At 26.7% G+C, this 16,359-nt stretch carries 19 protein-coding genes; 9 read left to right on the plus strand and 10 right to left on the minus strand.

What is annotated here, in order from left to right; genetic code table 11:
- The 3 genes from ACTTBE_RS00005 to ACTTBE_RS00015 all read right to left on the minus strand — a co-directional run.
- Window positions 1-409, minus strand: a 409-nt coding sequence (locus tag ACTTBE_RS00005) for an OstA-like protein (RefSeq protein WP_440676665.1), incomplete at its 3' end; no start/stop codon positions are given.
- On the minus strand, window positions 399-1,472 hold the full coding sequence (locus tag ACTTBE_RS00010; protein ID WP_440676666.1) for an LptF/LptG family permease: 1,074 nt from the start codon (window positions 1,470-1,472) through the stop codon (window positions 399-401). The genes ACTTBE_RS00005 and ACTTBE_RS00010, both read right to left, overlap by 11 nt.
- On the minus strand, window positions 1,472-2,602 hold the full coding sequence (locus tag ACTTBE_RS00015) for an LptF/LptG family permease (RefSeq protein WP_440676667.1): 1,131 nt from the start codon (window positions 2,600-2,602) through the stop codon (window positions 1,472-1,474). The genes ACTTBE_RS00010 and ACTTBE_RS00015 overlap by 1 nt, the downstream gene beginning before the upstream one ends.
- Before the next feature lie 60 nt (window positions 2,603-2,662).
- On the opposite strand from ACTTBE_RS00015, the gene ACTTBE_RS00020 reads away from it, so the two are divergent.
- Window positions 2,663-4,117, plus strand: a complete 1,455-nt coding sequence (locus tag ACTTBE_RS00020; protein ID WP_440676668.1) for a leucyl aminopeptidase — start codon at window positions 2,663-2,665, stop codon at window positions 4,115-4,117.
- A 1-nt stretch (window position 4,118) separates the two neighbouring features.
- Window positions 4,119-4,520: a nucleoside-diphosphate kinase gene (gene ndk, locus ACTTBE_RS00025; RefSeq protein WP_440677331.1), complete on the plus strand. Its 402-nt coding sequence runs from the start codon at window positions 4,119-4,121 to the stop codon at window positions 4,518-4,520.
- Here the strand turns inward: ndk and purN are convergent.
- On the minus strand, window positions 4,510-5,091 hold the full coding sequence (gene purN / locus ACTTBE_RS00030) for a phosphoribosylglycinamide formyltransferase (RefSeq protein WP_440676669.1): 582 nt from the start codon (window positions 5,089-5,091) through the stop codon (window positions 4,510-4,512). The genes ndk and purN overlap by 11 nt on opposite strands.
- Window positions 5,069-6,097, minus strand: coding sequence for a phosphoribosylformylglycinamidine cyclo-ligase (gene purM / locus ACTTBE_RS00035; protein ID WP_440676670.1), 1,029 nt, complete (start codon window positions 6,095-6,097; stop codon window positions 5,069-5,071). The genes purN and purM overlap by 23 nt, the downstream gene beginning before the upstream one ends.
- An 11-nt stretch (window positions 6,098-6,108) precedes the next feature.
- On the opposite strand from purM, the gene ACTTBE_RS00040 reads away from it, so the two are divergent.
- From ACTTBE_RS00040 to aspS, 3 genes are read left to right on the plus strand one after another with little or no spacing between them, the layout of a single operon-like run.
- Window positions 6,109-7,188 carry a DUF2066 domain-containing protein gene (locus tag ACTTBE_RS00040; protein ID WP_440676671.1) on the plus strand — a complete coding sequence of 360 codons (1,080 nt, stop codon included), beginning with the start codon at window positions 6,109-6,111 and terminating at the stop codon, window positions 7,186-7,188.
- Complete coding sequence (locus tag ACTTBE_RS00045) at window positions 7,185-7,847, plus strand: DNA replication protein (RefSeq protein WP_440676672.1); 663 nt, start codon at window positions 7,185-7,187, stop codon at window positions 7,845-7,847. Before ACTTBE_RS00040 ends, ACTTBE_RS00045 begins: the two co-directional genes overlap by 4 nt.
- On the plus strand, window positions 7,848-9,632 hold the full coding sequence (gene aspS, locus ACTTBE_RS00050) for an aspartate--tRNA ligase (protein ID WP_440676673.1): 1,785 nt from the start codon (window positions 7,848-7,850) through the stop codon (window positions 9,630-9,632).
- Window positions 9,633-9,634: 2 nt separating this feature from the next.
- On the opposite strand, the gene ACTTBE_RS00055 is transcribed toward aspS, so the two are convergent.
- Entirely contained in the window at window positions 9,635-10,450 is an 816-nt protein-coding gene (locus tag ACTTBE_RS00055) for a TSCPD domain-containing protein (RefSeq protein WP_440676674.1), read from the minus strand.
- Between the two features lie 114 nt (window positions 10,451-10,564).
- On the opposite strand from ACTTBE_RS00055, the gene ACTTBE_RS00060 reads away from it, so the two are divergent.
- Both ACTTBE_RS00060 and ACTTBE_RS00065 read left to right on the plus strand, forming a co-directional pair.
- A complete protein-coding gene (locus ACTTBE_RS00060) occupies window positions 10,565-10,924 on the plus strand; it encodes an NADH-ubiquinone oxidoreductase subunit NDUFA12 family protein (RefSeq protein ID WP_075506547.1) in 360 nt (119 codons plus the stop codon).
- The gene (locus tag ACTTBE_RS00065) at window positions 10,887-11,288 is read left to right on the plus strand and encodes a DUF2155 domain-containing protein (RefSeq protein WP_440676675.1); all 402 of its coding nucleotides are present in this window, start codon (window positions 10,887-10,889) and stop codon (window positions 11,286-11,288) included. The genes ACTTBE_RS00060 and ACTTBE_RS00065 overlap by 38 nt, the downstream gene beginning before the upstream one ends.
- Here the strand turns inward: ACTTBE_RS00065 and accC are convergent.
- The 3 genes from accC to aroQ are packed head-to-tail and all read right to left on the minus strand — an operon-like array spanning window position 11,285 to window position 13,497.
- Window positions 11,285-12,622, minus strand: a complete 1,338-nt coding sequence (gene accC, locus ACTTBE_RS00070; RefSeq protein ID WP_440648985.1) for an acetyl-CoA carboxylase biotin carboxylase subunit — start codon at window positions 12,620-12,622, stop codon at window positions 11,285-11,287. The genes ACTTBE_RS00065 and accC overlap by 4 nt on opposite strands.
- Window positions 12,623-12,625: 3 nt before the next feature.
- Window positions 12,626-13,060: an acetyl-CoA carboxylase biotin carboxyl carrier protein gene (locus ACTTBE_RS00075; RefSeq protein ID WP_440672736.1), complete on the minus strand. Its 435-nt coding sequence runs from the start codon at window positions 13,058-13,060 to the stop codon at window positions 12,626-12,628.
- A complete protein-coding gene (gene aroQ, locus ACTTBE_RS00080; protein ID WP_440676676.1) occupies window positions 13,057-13,497 on the minus strand; it encodes a type II 3-dehydroquinate dehydratase in 441 nt (146 codons plus the stop codon). Before aroQ ends, ACTTBE_RS00075 begins: the two co-directional genes overlap by 4 nt.
- Window positions 13,498-13,513: 16 nt before the next feature.
- Between aroQ and thiS the strand changes: the two genes are divergently transcribed.
- Together thiS and ACTTBE_RS00090 are read left to right on the plus strand one after the other, a co-directional pair.
- The gene (thiS, locus tag ACTTBE_RS00085; RefSeq protein WP_440648991.1) at window positions 13,514-13,723 is read left to right on the plus strand and encodes a sulfur carrier protein ThiS; all 210 of its coding nucleotides are present in this window, start codon (window positions 13,514-13,516) and stop codon (window positions 13,721-13,723) included.
- A gap of 1 nt (window position 13,724) precedes the next feature.
- Window positions 13,725-14,498: a thiazole synthase gene (locus tag ACTTBE_RS00090; RefSeq protein WP_440614625.1), complete on the plus strand. Its 774-nt coding sequence runs from the start codon at window positions 13,725-13,727 to the stop codon at window positions 14,496-14,498.
- Here ACTTBE_RS00090 and ACTTBE_RS00095 read toward each other — a convergent pair.
- Window positions 14,491-16,299, minus strand: a complete 1,809-nt coding sequence (locus tag ACTTBE_RS00095) for an Rne/Rng family ribonuclease (protein WP_440676677.1) — start codon at window positions 16,297-16,299, stop codon at window positions 14,491-14,493. The genes ACTTBE_RS00090 and ACTTBE_RS00095 overlap by 8 nt on opposite strands.
- Window positions 16,300-16,359: the final 60 nt, after the last annotated feature.

The following is a 16,359-nucleotide window of genomic DNA, read 5'->3' on the forward strand; positions in this document are numbered from 1 at the left end:
CTACAATGTTTGTAATTTTATTATAAGTGAGTTTATCTGATGTGATAGTTCTGTTTTTGTTATCAATTCCTTTTGAATTTCCTTCTGTGATAACTATTTCTTTATTCTTATTATACTTAGCGGTATCAGAAAAAATTGTATAATTGTTAACAACATCCTCAACTTTTACTTCTCCTTCAGCCTCTACAATGTTTGTAATTTTATTATAAATAAATTTATCAGCCTCTATAATAATTCCTTCATTATTCTTGATAATTCCACGTTTCAATCCTTTAAATAAGTTACCTTTTTCTAAAATTTCTATTTCAGTTACGTCGAAAATAAAATCATCTTGTGCTTTTACTAAGTTTGTAAAAACTAAACTAAATAAAAAAATTAATATATATTTTAAAAAAAATTTATTTTTCATTGATTTTATTTAACATTAAAAAATTAATAAAACTTAGTACAATTAAAGGAATAAATATTGCTAACTGTACATTGATTTTTTCTGTGCTACCTAAAACATTAAAAAAATTATTTAAATAATAAATAATTACAGAAAAAAATAAACCAAAAGTAATTTGCAATGTAGTATTCGATAAGTGTTTTATTCTTAACATTAGTATTGACGAAAATAGACACATCAACACTAAAAAAACAGGTAAAGTTAATAGCTTTAATATTTGAAGATCTACATCAATAATTGAATAGTTAAGTTTTTTATAATTATTTCTAAGCTCTAAAAGTCCCAACAAATTAAGAGAACTTAGATTTGAATATAATGAATTTATACGTTTAAGGTCAAAATTTGTATTTAAAGAAAAAGTTTTAAAAGATGAATAGTTGTTTTTTTCGTAAACTTTCGCATCTAAGATTAACCAATTTTTTTTACTTACATCAATTTTGTCACTCTTAATGTTTTTTATCACGTTATAGTTGCCATCAAATTCTGTAATAAAGTTACCAATTAAATATTTCTCATCAATCTTAGATGAATTAATTACTAAGGTTTTTTCACCAACTCTATCTCTAATCCATAGACCGTTTTGAGTAACAACTGCAAGATATTTTCCATCATTTGAAAAAGGTGATTTTAACTCAAGATATAGATTTTTAAAATTTGATGAAAAATAATAAAATATTGTTGTAGTAAAAATTCCAGTAAGAAATGAAAGAAGCATTAAAATTTTAATTATTTCTGAATTTTTTAAACCAGAATATTTGAAGGTTGCTAGTTCATTATTATTGAATAGTTTTACAAAAAAAATTTGAGATGTAATCAATATAATAAATGGAGCCATATCAAAAATCATTGCTGGAGAATTCAATAAAGATAAAAATAAAGTAAAATAAGTTTCAATTTCAATTTTTTGAAAGTAGTCTAGCTCTCCTAAGTAATTTAAAATAAATACCAAACTGAACATTATACCTAAAACATACAATAAGGATTTAAAAAAAATTACTGTTAAGAACCTAATATAAATTTTCATTAACTTTTAAATTTTAATTTAATTAAAAACATTAGGTATAAAAATAAAAAAAATATTATTGGAGTTAAAAATATAAGTAGATTCCTAAAATACTCTATTGATAAAAATCTAATTACACCCTCAGATAAAATTATTGTTATTATTCCTGTTAAGAAGGTTATTATTTTTAATTTGGAATAATTTTTTTTTTCTTTAGAGGATAAAATTAAAAAATAGGGTATTAACATTAAAACTGGTATGTAGAAGGGAACTATGAGTCTTTTATACAATTCTTTCAACATGTTAATTTTATTATTTTCTGTACAGTTTATAATTTCATCGATTTTTTTAGAAATAATTTTTAATTTTAAGTTATAAATAGAAGCCACACATACAATAACATCTGTTGTTTTCATTTCTTGATTTTTTTGTTGTGTTATTGTGTTTGCTTTTAGATTTCTTAACAAAAAATCTGATTTTGAAAATTTAAAATTTGTTATTTTGTTATCTTTATTTCTTATAGTTTCTCCGTTATATAATATTAAAATTGGGATCCCTTGATTTTGTTCAAATCTACCTTTATTTGCATAAGTTATCTCAAATTCATCAAGCATTTCCTTTTTAATATACAAATTATAAAGGTTACCATTTACATCCTTGTTTTCTGCATAAATTGTTACTCCATCTATTGTGTCATTAAATCTTTTTGGCTTGACAAAGTTTCCTAAAAAATTCACTTCAGAGTCCCTCAAAAAAGACCTTGCCTTATCTTGACTGCTAGGAACTATTATACTTGTAAACAAAATTTGTATCATAAACATGAATAATGAAACAAACAAAATAAAATTTGTAAATTTAATTTTATTTTCTCCAAAGTTCCAAAAAATCATTAGCTCATTGTTTAGCTCATATCTAGATAAGATGTAGAAAATACTAAAAAATAATACAAATGGAAAAAGCCTACTAATAATCTTTGGAAAATTAAGTAAAGAATAATTTATGTAAACAGTGTATTCTCTTCCATCTTCTATCATGATATCAAGAAAGTTTACTGCCTGAAAAACCCATATGATTAAAGAGGAGCTAAATAGAGCAATTAAAAAAAAATTCATATAATCTTTTAATAATTTTCTGTAAATTAACTTTTTCATTGAAATATTATTTTTTTGATCATATATAGCACCAGTCTTTACCTTATAGAATTGAAATTTATGAATGTTGTAATTGATTATAAAAACACTAAATCTAAAAAAAGTACCCTAAATCAGGTCTTATTTGTTAATGAAAATTTTAACATTTCAAAATGTAAAAGCTTTTTTTCTAGTACAGAATTTACTTTTGTAAACGATTTACTTAAATCAAAAGATCTTAAGAAAAAATTTGTTTTTTTTGAACTAAGTTCAAAAAGAAAAATTATTTTAGCTTCAATTAAAAAAGATATTAAAAACTGGGAATTAGAGAATTTAGGAGGCAAATTTTTTGATACTTTTAAAGAATCTAAAATAAATGAATTTAATATTAATTCAGATTCTTTAAATTTAAATTTAAAAAACGCAGTAGGGTTTTTTTTACATGGTATAAAATTAAAATCTTATTCATTTGATAAATATAAAACTAAAAAAAATAAACAAATTATCAAAATATTTGTTTCTGGAAAAAATATACCGTCATCCAATGATCAACTAAAATTCAGATCTGTAGAGGAAGGTACTTTTTGTACTAGAGATTTAGTTTCAGAACCTGGCAATGTACTGCACCCTGATGAGTATGCTAAAAGATTGAGCCTATTAAAAAAAGATGGTTTGAAAGTAACTATTTATGATAAAAAAAAATTAAAAAAATTAGGAATGAATACTTTACTTGGTGTTGGTCAAGGAAGTATTAGAGGCTCATATCTAGTCACTTTAGAATGGAAGGGATTAAAAAACAATTCTAAACCTTTGGCATTTGTTGGTAAAGGAGTATGTTTTGATACTGGAGGAATATCACTTAAACCTGCAAAATTTATGGAGGACATGACTTATGATATGGCTGGATCTGCTGTTGTTGTAGGTTTAATGAAAAGTTTAGCTCTTAGAAAAGCTAAAGTAAATGCTGTAGGTGTAGTCGGATTAGTGGAGAATATGCCAGGTGGGAACGCTCAAAGACCAGGAGATATAGTAAAATCCTACAGTGGAAAAACTGTTGAGATTCTGAATACAGACGCAGAAGGTAGGCTTGTGCTTGCAGATGCGCTGACATATACAGAAGAAAAATATAAACCTAAATTTATTGTTGATTTAGCAACTTTGACAGGAGCAATTATTGTTTCACTCGGTTCAGAGTACGCAGGGTTATTTTCAAACGATGATAATCTATCAAAACAATTAATTGAGGCAGGTAAAAAAGTTGAAGAAAAAGTTTGGAGAATGCCTCTAAATAAAAATTTTGATAAATTAATCGATTCAAAAAATGCTGATATGCAAAATATAAATTATGTTGGGGGAGCAGGTTCAACAACTGCAGCTCAATTTCTACAAAGATTTATTTTAAACAAAACACCATGGGCCCACTTAGATATAGCTGGTATGGCTTTTTCTAAATACGGAGGAGCATTGAACTCAGGTGGAGCAACTGGTTATGGAGTAAGATTATTAAATAAACTAATAGAGGATAAATATGAGTAGCATTGAGCAAACTTTATCAATTATAAAACCTGATGCAGTTGAGAGAAATCTAGAAAATGAAATAAAAGGAATGTTTAAAAATAATGGCTTTTCAATTTTAAAAGAGAAGAAAATTCAAATTGAAAAATCTGAAGCTGAGAATTTTTATAAAGTACATGAAACAAAGCCATTTTATAATGATTTGTGTGAATATCTATCTTCAGGCCCAATAGTAGTAATGGTACTAGAAAAAGAAAACGCAGTATTAGGAAATAGGGAATTGATGGGAGCAACAAATCCTAAAGATGCCGAAGAAGGTACAATTAGAAAGAAATATGGGATTTCAATTGATAAAAACTCTGTCCATGGTTCTGACAGTGTTGAAAATGCTAAAATTGAAATTGATTTCTTTTTTAAGGACTAAAGATTTTCAAAATAGCTTTTGGATATAATTTATGCTCTTGAGCTAAAATTCTTTTAGCAAGACTATCTGAACTGTCATTTTTGTTAATATTAACTCTTTTTTGAAGAATTATTTTCCCAGAATCTAATTTTGAATTAACAAAATGCACAGTACATCCTGAGTATTTATCTTTATTATCTATAGCTCTTTGATGAGTATTTAAACCTTTGTATTTTGGTAAGAGGGATGGGTGAATATTTAAAATTTTACCTTTAAAATTCATAATAAAGTTTTTAGAAAGTATTTTCATAAATCCTGCCAAACAAATTAATTCAATTTTATTTTTTTTAAGCTCATTAAGTATTTTTTTTTCAGCAATTTCTTTATTTTTGAAATTAATTATTTTTTTTTTAATTTGAAAAATACTGCCATATTTCAAACCTTTAGCTAATTTATTATTAGTAATAATTAAGTTAACAGAAATAGGAGATTTCTTTAATTTAGAAAATTTAATCAGTGATTTTAAATTACTACCTGCTCCAGAAATAAATACTGCAGTTTTAGTTTTATTAGTTCCAGTTGATAGAACCATTTAATTTTACTTTATTTTTTCCATTAATAATTTTTCCAATTACGTATGGTTTGTAACCTTTAGGAAAATAACTTTGAATTTTATTTAAGTTTTTTTTGTTAATAATTAAGCAAAAACCAACACCACAATTAAATGTTTTTAACATTTCATTTTCTGATATTCCATTCTTTTTAAGCCAATTAAAAATTTTTAAAGTTTTAATTTCATTTAAATCAATATCAGCTACCATGTTATCTGGTATAATTCTTTTGATGTTATCAGCAAGTCCTCCTCCAGTAATATTCGCACAACCATTAATAAGATTTTTTGAAATTAAATTCATTATTTCTTTTACATATATTTTTGTTGGTTTCAAAAGTTCTGATTTTAAAAATTTATTTCTATTTATATTAATTTTTTTTTTATTTATTAAATACCTTACAAGTGAGAACCCATTAGAATGTAATCCACTAGATGGAATTGCCAATATTAAATTATTTTTTTTTATTTTATTTTTATTTAAGGTTTTATTTTTACCAACAAGACCAACAGCAAAACCAGCTATATCAAATTTACCTTTTGAATAAGTACCAGGCATCTCTGCAGTTTCTCCACCCACAAGTTCACAACCTGATAGTTTACAGCCCTTCACTATTCCTTTAATGATCGATTTAAGTTTAATTAAATCAATCTTGTTTATTGAAATGTAATCTAAAAAAAGCAAAGGTTTTGCACCTTGAACAATTAAATCATTCACACTCATTGCTACAAGATCAATACCGATTGTATCAAATTTATTTAAAGAATTAGCTATTTCAATTTTAGTACCAACACCATCTGTACAAGCAACTATTTGAGGTTGTTTTATGTTACTTGGAATATTTGAAATAGAACCAAATCCCCCGATATTAGAAAACTTTTTTTTGCCCTTTTTTTTTGATGATACTGATGAAATGAAATTTACAAACTTATCAGCAGCTTTAATGTTAACTCCACTTTTTTTATAGGTAAAATTTTTATTATTCATTACAATATTTTATGAGGTGTTTTACAAAATTAATTAAACTGAGAAATTTATATAATCTTTTTCTATTTCTTGCTTTATTAAATATTTTTTTTTCCACAGAAAATAGTGTTGCAAAAACATTTTCTATAAAAGAAATTGAAATTTCAACTCCATATAATGCTTTATTTGATAAAAATAAGATCATAAATGATGGTTTTGCCAAAGCATTTGAAGAACTTATTTTAACCATTGCCCAAAGCAAAGATCAAAAAAAACTTCAAAATTCTTCAACCAAAGAAGTTAAAAGTTTAGTTGAAACATTTTCAATTGTTCAGGAAAACTTTGTTGATGAAATATATAATCTTACTTTAAATGTAGAATTTAATAAAAAAAGTTTTTTTGAATTATTAGAAAAAAAAAATGTATTTCCTTCATCTATTATTCGAAAAGATTTAATTTTTTTTCCAATAGAAGTAGATGAAGAAAAAAATGAAATATTTCTTTTTTCAGAAAGTCAATTATATAAAAATTGGAATTTTAAAAAAGAAAAATACCATCAACTAAATTACATTTTACCAAACGAGGATATCGACGATTATAATTCAATTAAAAAAAATATTAACAATTTAGAAGATTTTGATTTTAGAGAAATTTCAAAAAAATATAATTTTGAAGATTTTATTATAATGATTGTTTTTAAAAATAATCAAGAAGTTCGAGTACTTAATCAAATAGTATTTAACAAGAACCAAAATTTAAAAAATTTTAAATTCAAAAATATCAATTTAGAAAATTTAGAAGATTTAAAAAAATTCATAGATCAACAAAAAATGATTTTTGAAGATTATTGGAAATTAAAAAATATAATAAACACATCAATCAAATTAGATTTGACTATCTCAGTTGATAATAGCAATTTAATTGAAATCGATCAGTTTGAAGCAACACTTTCAAAGATAGAGTTGGTTAATAATTTCAATATATTTAAATTTGATAATAAAAAAAACATTTATAAAATAATATTTAATGGAACTCGTGATCAGTTTTTAGATGTGATGAAAGATTATGATTATTTTTTTGAAATTAAAAATAAAATTTGGTTGTTAAAATGAAATCTTTAAATCAAGAAATATTAAAATTTGAATATGATCAAAATTTTAAAGATCAAGATTTTTATGTTTCAAAGTCTAATGAATTTTCATTTCTATTATTGAATAGTTGGCCTAAGTGGGAAAAAAATTTTGTAAATCTTATTGGTGACAAATTTTCAGGAAAATCTCATTTAATTAATATTTTTTTACATAAATTTAAGGGCATTAAAATAAACGCAACTGATATTAGTAATGAATATTTAAAAAAAATTAAAATCTATGAAAATATAATTATTGAAGATTTGAATAAAAATATTGATGAAAAGTTATTATTCACTTTTTTGAATAACATAGAGCAAGACAATAAGTATTTAATTATTACTTCAACAAAACCTATTGTTGATTACACTTTTGAATTAAATGATTTAAATTCTAGAGCTAAAAATTTTATCTTATCAAAGATTGATAAACCAGAAGATGATTTATTATATGCCTTAATATTAAAAAATCTTTCTGATCGTCAGATATCAATTGATAAGAAATTAATAGATTTCATTATAAAAAGAATAGATAGATCCTATGGCAAAATATCTGAATTCATATATAAGATCGACGAAATTAGTTTAAAAAGAAAAAAACCAATCGATTTTAAAATTATTAAAGAAGCTTTAGGAGATTAATTGAGTAAATATAGAACACATACTTGTAATGAACTAAGAAAAGAAGATGTTAATAAAAAAGTATTTCTTTCAGGCTGGATCAATAAAAAACGAGATCATGGTAACTTATTATTCATAGATTTAAGAGATAATTATGGAGTTACGCAATGTATTATAGATAAAGATAACAAAAATTTTACAAACTTAGAAAAAACACAATTAGAAACTGTAGTTAAAATCGAAGGCAAGGTTGTAGCTCGATCTGAAGATACAATTAACAAAGAAATAGGTACAGGAGAAATTGAGGTTACAATTGATACTTATGAAGAACTAGGTTCGTGTAAAGAATTACCAATGCCAGTTTTCAGTGATCAAGAATATGCTGAGGAAATAAGATTAAAATATAGATTTTTGGATTTAAGAAGAAAAAAAATACATGAAAATATCATCTTAAGATCAAAAGTTATTTCACACATTAGAAATGAAATGACTAAATTAGGTTTTTTGGAATTCCAAACACCAATACTAACATCTTCTAGCCCCGAGGGTGCTAGAGATTTTTTAGTTCCAAGTAGATTAAATCCAGGGAAGTTTTATGCGTTACCTCAAGCGCCACAACAATTTAAACAACTAATTATGGTATCTGGGTTTGATAAGTATTTTCAAATAGCCCCTTGCTTTAGGGATGAGGATGCAAGAGCAGACCGAAGTCCAGGTGAATTTTATCAATTAGATTTAGAAATGTCTTTTGTAGAACAAGAAGATGTTTTTAATGTTGTTGAAAAATTAATGGTTAATACTTTTAAAACATTTTCGAATAAAAAATTATTAAACGATAAGTTTCCAAGAATTCCTTATAAAGAAGCAATGTTAAAGTATGGAAGTGATAAACCTGATTTAAGAAATCCACTTATAATAAATGATATTACTGAAATATTTACAAGAGAAGATGTATCTTTTGAAATATTTAAAAAGTTAGTAAAATCTGGTTCAAGAGTAAGATGCATAATAACAAAAAACACAAAGGACAAACCAAGAAGCTTTTTTGATAATATTGATAAATGGGCCAAAGAACAAGGTGCATCAGGTTTGGCTTATTTTACATTTGAAAAAGATACTGAATTGTTTGGTAAAGGACCTATAGGAAAATTTTTTTCAAAAGAGGCATTGTCAGAAATAATGAATTTAACTAATGCAGAAGTAGGAGATAGTATTTTTCTAGCATGTGGAAAACAAAATGAATTAGAAAAAATAACTTCTCAGGCAAGAAATAAAATTGCAGAAGATTTAGACTTAATAGATGAGGATGTGTTTGCGTTTTGTTGGATAGTTGATTATCCGATGTTTGAAAGAGATGAGATTACAAACAAAATCGAATTTAGTCACAATCCATTTTCCATGCCACAAGGTGATTTGACAGAAAAAGAACTTGAAAATCCTCTAGAGCTTTTAGCTTATCAATACGATATTGTTTGTAATGGTATTGAATTATCCTCTGGTGCTATAAGAAATCATAAACCAGAACTTATGTACAAGTTATTCTCAATTGCTGGTTATGATAAGCAGCAAGTAGATGAAAAATTTAGTGGTATGATAAATGCATTAAGTTATGGTGCTCCACCCCATGGAGGTATTGCTCCAGGAATAGATAGAATTGTCATGTTGTTAGCTAATGAGAAGAATATTAGAGAAGTAACAATGTTTCCAATGAACCAAAATGCACAGGATTTGATGATGAACGCTCCATCTGAAGTTAATCCTGAACAGTTAAAAGAATTGAACTTGTCTTTAAAAAATAAAAAATAAAATTATTTTTTACCTTTAAGACTTATTTTAACATCAGATAAATCAACTAGATTTTTTTTATAGTTATTTCTTACAAATCCTTTGCTAGTAATATCCTTAACAATTTTTAATAATTGATTTTGATCTTCATTTTCTTGATCATTCGTATCGTTTCCACCAATTGCAGGAGTATGTGCAAGATCTTCTCTATTTTGGTAAGATATAGCTAACTCTCTAAAAATATAATCTAAAATAGAGGTAGCGCTCAATATTCTATCATTTCCATGTACTTTACCTGATGGTTCAAATTTTGTTCCCACGAATGCACTTATAAATTCATCTAACGGTACTCCATATTGAAGGCCTAAAGATACTGCTATTGCAAAGTTATTCATTAATGCCTTAACTAGTTCTCCTTCTTTACTTGTGTCGATAAATATTTCTCCAATTTTTCCATCTTCATATTCACCTGTATGAAGATAAACTTTATGATCTCCAATTGTAGCTTTTTGAATATAGCCTTTTCGTCTGTCAGGCATACTAAATCTTTTTCCACCTTTTTCTGAGGACTTGTTTAATTTTTGAACGACGGTTTCTTTACTTATAGAATTTTCACTTGCACTTTTTGAAACTATTTCAATTTTTTTATTTTCAACTACTTTTTTGTTATTTGGATCTAAACTTTTAGTTTTTCTATTGTCTAATTTGACATCTAAAACTTCGAATTTACCATCATCTCTTTTTTCTAGATTTTTAAGCTCTGTTTCATTTATGTCGTCTAAGTAATGATTCACCTTAAAGGTACAAGTGTAATAAGTTTCTACAAGATATTTTGCCATTTCACCTCAGTTTAAAATTAGTTTGAAAATAGATTCTTTTAATTTATATACTTATTCAAATTTTAGTCTAATTTAATTTTTACAATTTTTAATTGAAATAAAAAATAAAATAACATGTTGACACTTTTTAAAAAAATTTTCACTTGGTGGAATCAAGATACTTTTGGAACAAGATTAAAAACAATTTTTTTTGGAAAACTTGCTGGTACAGATCAGTTTGGAAACAAATATTATGAAGATAAAAAAGGAAAAAGATGGGTAATATATTCTGATGTTATTGATGCATCAAAAATTCCAGTTGAGTGGTACTCATGGATGCATTTTACACCTAACAAAATAGAAAAAAAACATGAGCTAGAAAAATATGAATGGCAAAAACCTCATCAATCCAATTTAACTGGTACCGAAGAAGCATATTACCCAAATAAAAATAAAGATGGTGTTAAAAAAAAATATACTAGTTGGAAAGAATAGTTTTTTTCTTTACTTACTAATCTTCTTTTTTTTATTTACATCTATTTCACATTCCAATAGTCAACTTGAAGGTTCTTTTACTGAAATTAAAATTTTAGATAAAATTAGTTCTAAAAACACTTCATTAAAACTTAAAAATGGTCAATTACTAAAATTTAAAGACTTATCAATTCAGAGTTTAAAATGTAAAAATTCTGAATTTGATGATAGTCCAGAAATTACTGCTTATATTCAAGTCAGAGATTTATCAAATCAAAACAATGATGAAGTTTTTGTTTTTAATGGATGGATGTTTTCTTCAAGCCCTTCAATAACTCCGTTTGATCATCCAATTTACGATGTGTGGCTAACAAAATGTTATTAAACTATAGTATCTTTATCTAGCCAGCTCACATTAAAATCTGAATTGATAAATTTTTTATGATTTAACAATTTTTTATGAAGTGGAATAGTAGTCGTAATACCTTCAATAACAAATTCATCCAAAGATCTATTCATTCTTTGAATAGCTTCTGTTCTATTTCGACCATGACAAATTAACTTACAAACCATACTGTCGTAATATGGAGTAACTTTGTAACCTTGAAATATAGCTCCATCCACTCTTGTTCTAAATCCAGATGGCTGGTGACACATACTTATAACGCCTGGAGATGGTTGAAAATTTTTACTAGCATCCTCAGCGTTTATTCTGCATTCAATAGCATGACCTCTTGGGTTAATGTCGCTTTGCTGTAGTGCTGTTTCTTCAGAAAATGCTATCCAAATTTGTTCTTTGATAATATCTACTCCTGTCACCATTTCTGTAACAGGGTGTTCTACTTGAACTCTTGTATTCATTTCAAGAAAGTAAAACTTTCCATCTTCATAGATAAACTCAACTGTACCAGCCCCCATGTACCCAATTTTAGAGACCATTTTTACAGTTTTTTCAAAAAGATCTTTTCTAATTTCATCATTCAAAACAGGACTAGGAGTTTCTTCAATAAGTTTTTGATGTCTTCTTTGAACAGAGCAATCCCTTTCATGCAAATGCACAACTCTGTTTTTTCCTGCGAGTATTTGAACTTCTATGTGTCTTGGATTTTGAAAGAATTTCTCAATATATACTTCGTCGTTACCAAAGTATTTTTGTGCTTCTGATTTCGCTGTGGAAAATAAAGTTTCAAATTCTTCCTCTTTATGTACTATTTTCATACCTTTTCCACCACCTCCACCTGAGGCTTTAATAAGAACAGGAAAACCAATTTTTTTACAAAGGTCTTTTGCTTCATTAATATCCCTAACACCTCCTTCAGATCCTTCGATAACTGGTAAACCATTTTCTTTAGCTATTCTTTTAGCTTGAATTTTATCTCCCATCATTTCGATGTGTTTTGAAGATGCACCAATAAATTTAATTTTATTTTCCTCTAAAATTTTAGCAAAGTTAGCATTTTCAGATAAGAAGCCATATCCTGGATGAACAGCATCTGCATTAGTCAGTTCTATTGCAGACATTAATGCAGGAATATTTAAATAACTGTTTGCTGGTTGATGAGAACCTATGCAGACACTTTCATCTGCCATTCTTACATGCATGCTTTCTCTATCAACATCTGAATGCACTGCTACAGTTGCAATACCCCATTCTTTACATGCTCTTATAATTCTAACTGCAATTTCTCCACGATTTGCAATTAAAATTTTTTTGAACATTAATTATTCTAAAATAAGAATTGTTTGACCAAACTCAACTGGCTGACCATCATCAACACAAATCTCTTTTACAACACCATCATGCGTGGATGGGACGTGATTCATTGTCTTCATTGCTTCAACAATCATTATTGTGTCACCTTTTTTAATTTTTTTACCAACTTCAACAAATTTTTTTGCCCCGGGTTCTGGCGCATGATAAGCGGTTCCAATTATTGGAGAAGTAATTTCTGTACCAGATTTAACGCTTTCAGTAGATTGGGAAGAAGCAGTTAAATTTGTATTGTTTACAGATGCTGGAATTGTTTGATTGCTAATTGATACGTTATTTTTTGAAACTTTAATTTTAGTATCTTTTTCAGTAATTTCTATTTCAGTTAAATTAAATTCATCCAAATAATTACTAAGTTCTTTGATTATGTTTTTATCTATTTTCATTTTTGTAAAAGCTTTTGTAATGAAATTATGGCCAAAATATATCCTTCAGTGCCTAATCCAAAAATTCCACCTGTTGCAACTCCACTAATAAGTGATTTATGTCTAAATTCTTCTCTTTTATATATGTTTGATATATGCATTTCAATTATTGGTTTCTTGAACAATTCAAGAGCATCTCTTATTGCAACTGAAGTATGTGTAAATGCAGCAGCATTTATAATCATTCCATCATAATTTTTACGTGCATCTTGAATTATATTTACTAAATCTCCCTCCAAATTTGATTGGATAAATTCACATTCAAGCCCAATTTCTTTTGATTTTTTTAAACAATTTTCTTTAAGTTGTTCATAGTTACCTGATCCATATTGTGATTGTTCTCTTTCACCTAATAGATTAAGATTTGGACCGTTAATAATAATTATTTTATTATTCATTCAGCTTTTATATACGATGAAAAAAATAAAAATCAAAGTAAATGGTAAGAACAGATCAATTTCTGAAACATATAAACTTTCAGATTTAATAAAACACCTTAAAATTCCTATGAAAAAAGTAGCAATTGAACTTAATGAAGAAATAATAGATAAAAAAAATGTTAACAAAATTAAATTAAATCAAAACGACAAAATTGAGATTGTTCATTTTATAGGAGGAGGGTAATATGAAAAAAGATAATCTCATCATTGCTAAAAAAAAATTTAAATCTAGATTAATTGTTGGCACTGGAAAGTATAAAACGATGTCTGAATGTGCCAAAGCTATCAAATTATCAGGAGCAGAGATAGTAACTGTTGCAGTTAGAAGAGTAAATATTTCTGATAAAAACAAACCCTTGTTGATGGATTATATAGATCCAAAAAAGATTACCTATTTACCTAATACAGCAGGTTGTTTTAATTCTAAAGAAGCTTTGAGAACTTTGAGGTTAGCAAGAGAAATTGGTGGGTGGAAATTAGTTAAATTAGAAGTTTTAGGAGATAAGGAAAATTTATTTCCAGATATGATTGAAACTTTGAAATCTACCGAAGTTCTTACCAAAGAGGGGTTTAAAGTTATGGTTTATTGTAACGATGATCCATTAATGGCAAAAAGATTAGAAAATGTTGGAGCTGCTGCGATAATGCCACTAGCAGCACCAATTGGATCAGGTTTAGGAATACAAAATAAAATTAATATTCAAATAATCAGGAAACAAACAAAACTTCCATTGATAATTGATGCAGGTCTTGGACAAGCTTCAGATGCTACAATTGCAATGGAGCTGGGTTGTGATGGAGTATTGGTTAACACTGCAATTGCGAAAGCAAAAAAACCATTTGATATGGCTCTAGCATTTAAAAATGCTGTTATAGCTGGAAGACAATCATACAACTCAGGAAGAATAGATAAAACTTTAATGGGAAACCCTTCTTCTCCATTAAAAGGTATTATTTAGTTTTTTTATAATATTTCTTTTTTTTAAAATTCTTTATAATTTTTTTTACTTCTTTTTTTTGAGAAATTTTATCTTCTTTATTTTGGGTTTCTAAGTTTTTTAATTTTTCATAATGCTCAACAAGTTCAATAGTTTTTTTGGATTTGTTCTGAACGTTGATAATATATTCTGGAATTATCAGAGAGTTGTCACTGATGATATCAATTGTCATTTTATTTTTTTTTTCAAAGTAAGTTAAATCATTAACAAAGTTTTCTTTTAGAAAATCTGAAATTTTTTCGCAGACTTTTACTTCAACAAATTTTGCTTTATTAGTTACAGCCTTTAATTCAACAATTTTTAATAATTTTTGAGCAAAAGACTCGTCTGTTAAAGTTACCTTCCATTTAACAGCACTTTCCCTCAATCTTTGTCTAGACATTTCTAAAAGACCAAAATTACTTATTCTTCCAATTTGAATTCTTGCTCTATCAGATCTACATTTTTCTTTAAGTTTTCTCTCTACTAAACGTCGATTGCCAAAACTCAGCATATCAATGAAGTCTATAATTATTAATCCTGATAAATCTCTTATTTTTATTTGTCTCGCAATTTCTTCCGCTGCTTCAATATTTGTGTCTAAGGCTGTACTCTCTACATTTTTACCTTTAATTGAGCTACCAGAGTTAATGTCTATCGATACAAGTGCTTCTGTAGGATTAATAACTAAATATCCTCCAGATTTGAGTTTAATTTCTGAGTCAAAAATTTGATTTAATTTTTGTTCAATATTTTCCTCAATAAATAGTGGTGTTCTTCCTCTATATTTTTTAACTTTTTTTACGCTTGATGGCATCATTGTTTTCATAAAAGATTGGGCTTTTTTATAACCTTCATTTCCTTCAACAATAATTTGGTTAGTACTATCATCGTACATATCTCTTAAAGTTCTTTTAATTATTTCGCTTTCTTGATGAATTAAAGAGGGAGCTATAGAATTAATTGCATTATCTTTTATCTGTCCCCAAGTATTAATTAAAGTTGTTAAGTCACTATTGATTTCATTTTTTGTTTTGTTGCTTCCTGCTGTTCTTACAATTAAGCCCATCTCTTTAGGAATTTCAATTTCATTTAAAATAGTTCTAATTTTTTTTCTATCTGCAGGATTAAATATTTTTCTAGAAATTCCACCACCTTTGGGTGTGTTTGGCATTAACACTATATATTTTCCTGCAATTGAAATAAATGTGCTTAGTGCAGCGCCTTTTTGACCTCTCTCGTCTTTGATGACTTGGACAAGAATTACTTGATTAGGTTTGATTACTTCTTGAATTTTGTATCTTTTAAATTTGAACCTTTTTTCAGGTTTTTTTTCAGTTTTTTCCTCTGTATCTGAATTTTCTTTTGTCTCTGCTTCTTCTTTATCAGTTTCTACATCTTCAACTTTTTCATCTATTGGATCATCTATTTCAAGTTTGCCCTCAGCAATATTTTCTTCTTCTTTTGCTTCAACTTGTTTTGAAAGTTCTTCTCTTGCTTTTTCTTCCTCTTCTTTTATTTTATCTAGATCCGCTTTTGGTATTTGATAGTAATCTGACTGAATATCATTAAATGATAAAAATCCATGTCTTTCTCTTCCAAAGTCAACAAAGGCTGCCTGGAGTGAAGGTTCAATCCTACTTACCTTACCTAAATATATATTATTTTTTATTAAATTGTTTTTTAAACCTTCGTACTCGTAGTCTTCAATATTTTCACCTGATTTAAGAACAACTCTAGTTTCATTTGGATGCGATGCATCGATATATAAATTTTTTTCCATAATATGTTGATTGTTAAGTTCATTAATTTTTTTGTAATAAATTTTGTTAATCTCTGATGC

The organism is Candidatus Pelagibacter sp. HIMB1587 (assembly GCF_052047775.1).
In the GTDB taxonomy this organism is placed as follows: Bacteria; Pseudomonadota; Alphaproteobacteria; order Pelagibacterales; family Pelagibacteraceae; genus Pelagibacter.

Bases quoted from the DNA above. Each gene is read 5' to 3' on its own strand.
- ACTTBE_RS00010 (WP_440676666.1), bottom strand. From the start codon at position 1,472: ATGAAAATTTATATTAGGTTCTTAACAGTAATTTTTTTTAAATCCTTA.
- ACTTBE_RS00015 (WP_440676667.1), bottom strand. From the start codon at position 2,602: ATGAAAAAGTTAATTTACAGAAAATTATTAAAAGATTATATGAATTTT.
- ACTTBE_RS00020 (WP_440676668.1), top strand. From the start codon at position 2,663: ATGAATGTTGTAATTGATTATAAAAACACTAAATCTAAAAAAAGTACC.
- purN (WP_440676669.1), bottom strand. From the start codon at position 5,091: ATGGTTCTATCAACTGGAACTAATAAAACTAAAACTGCAGTATTTATT.
- purM (WP_440676670.1), bottom strand. From the start codon at position 6,097: ATGAATAATAAAAATTTTACCTATAAAAAAAGTGGAGTTAACATTAAA.
- ACTTBE_RS00040 (WP_440676671.1), top strand. From the start codon at position 6,109: ATGAGGTGTTTTACAAAATTAATTAAACTGAGAAATTTATATAATCTT.
- ACTTBE_RS00045 (WP_440676672.1), top strand. From the start codon at position 7,185: ATGAAATCTTTAAATCAAGAAATATTAAAATTTGAATATGATCAAAAT.
- ACTTBE_RS00055 (WP_440676674.1), bottom strand. From the start codon at position 10,450: ATGGCAAAATATCTTGTAGAAACTTATTACACTTGTACCTTTAAGGTG.
- ACTTBE_RS00060 (WP_075506547.1), top strand. From the start codon at position 10,565: ATGTTGACACTTTTTAAAAAAATTTTCACTTGGTGGAATCAAGATACT.
- ACTTBE_RS00065 (WP_440676675.1), top strand. From the start codon at position 10,887: ATGGTGTTAAAAAAAAATATACTAGTTGGAAAGAATAGTTTTTTTCTT.
- accC (WP_440648985.1), bottom strand. From the start codon at position 12,622: ATGTTCAAAAAAATTTTAATTGCAAATCGTGGAGAAATTGCAGTTAGA.
- ACTTBE_RS00075 (WP_440672736.1), bottom strand. From the start codon at position 13,060: ATGAAAATAGATAAAAACATAATCAAAGAACTTAGTAATTATTTGGAT.
- aroQ (WP_440676676.1), bottom strand. From the start codon at position 13,497: ATGAATAATAAAATAATTATTATTAACGGTCCAAATCTTAATCTATTA.
- thiS (WP_440648991.1), top strand. From the start codon at position 13,514: ATGAAAAAAATAAAAATCAAAGTAAATGGTAAGAACAGATCAATTTCT.
- ACTTBE_RS00090 (WP_440614625.1), top strand. From the start codon at position 13,725: ATGAAAAAAGATAATCTCATCATTGCTAAAAAAAAATTTAAATCTAGA.
- ACTTBE_RS00095 (WP_440676677.1), bottom strand. From the start codon at position 16,299: ATGGAAAAAAATTTATATATCGATGCATCGCATCCAAATGAAACTAGA.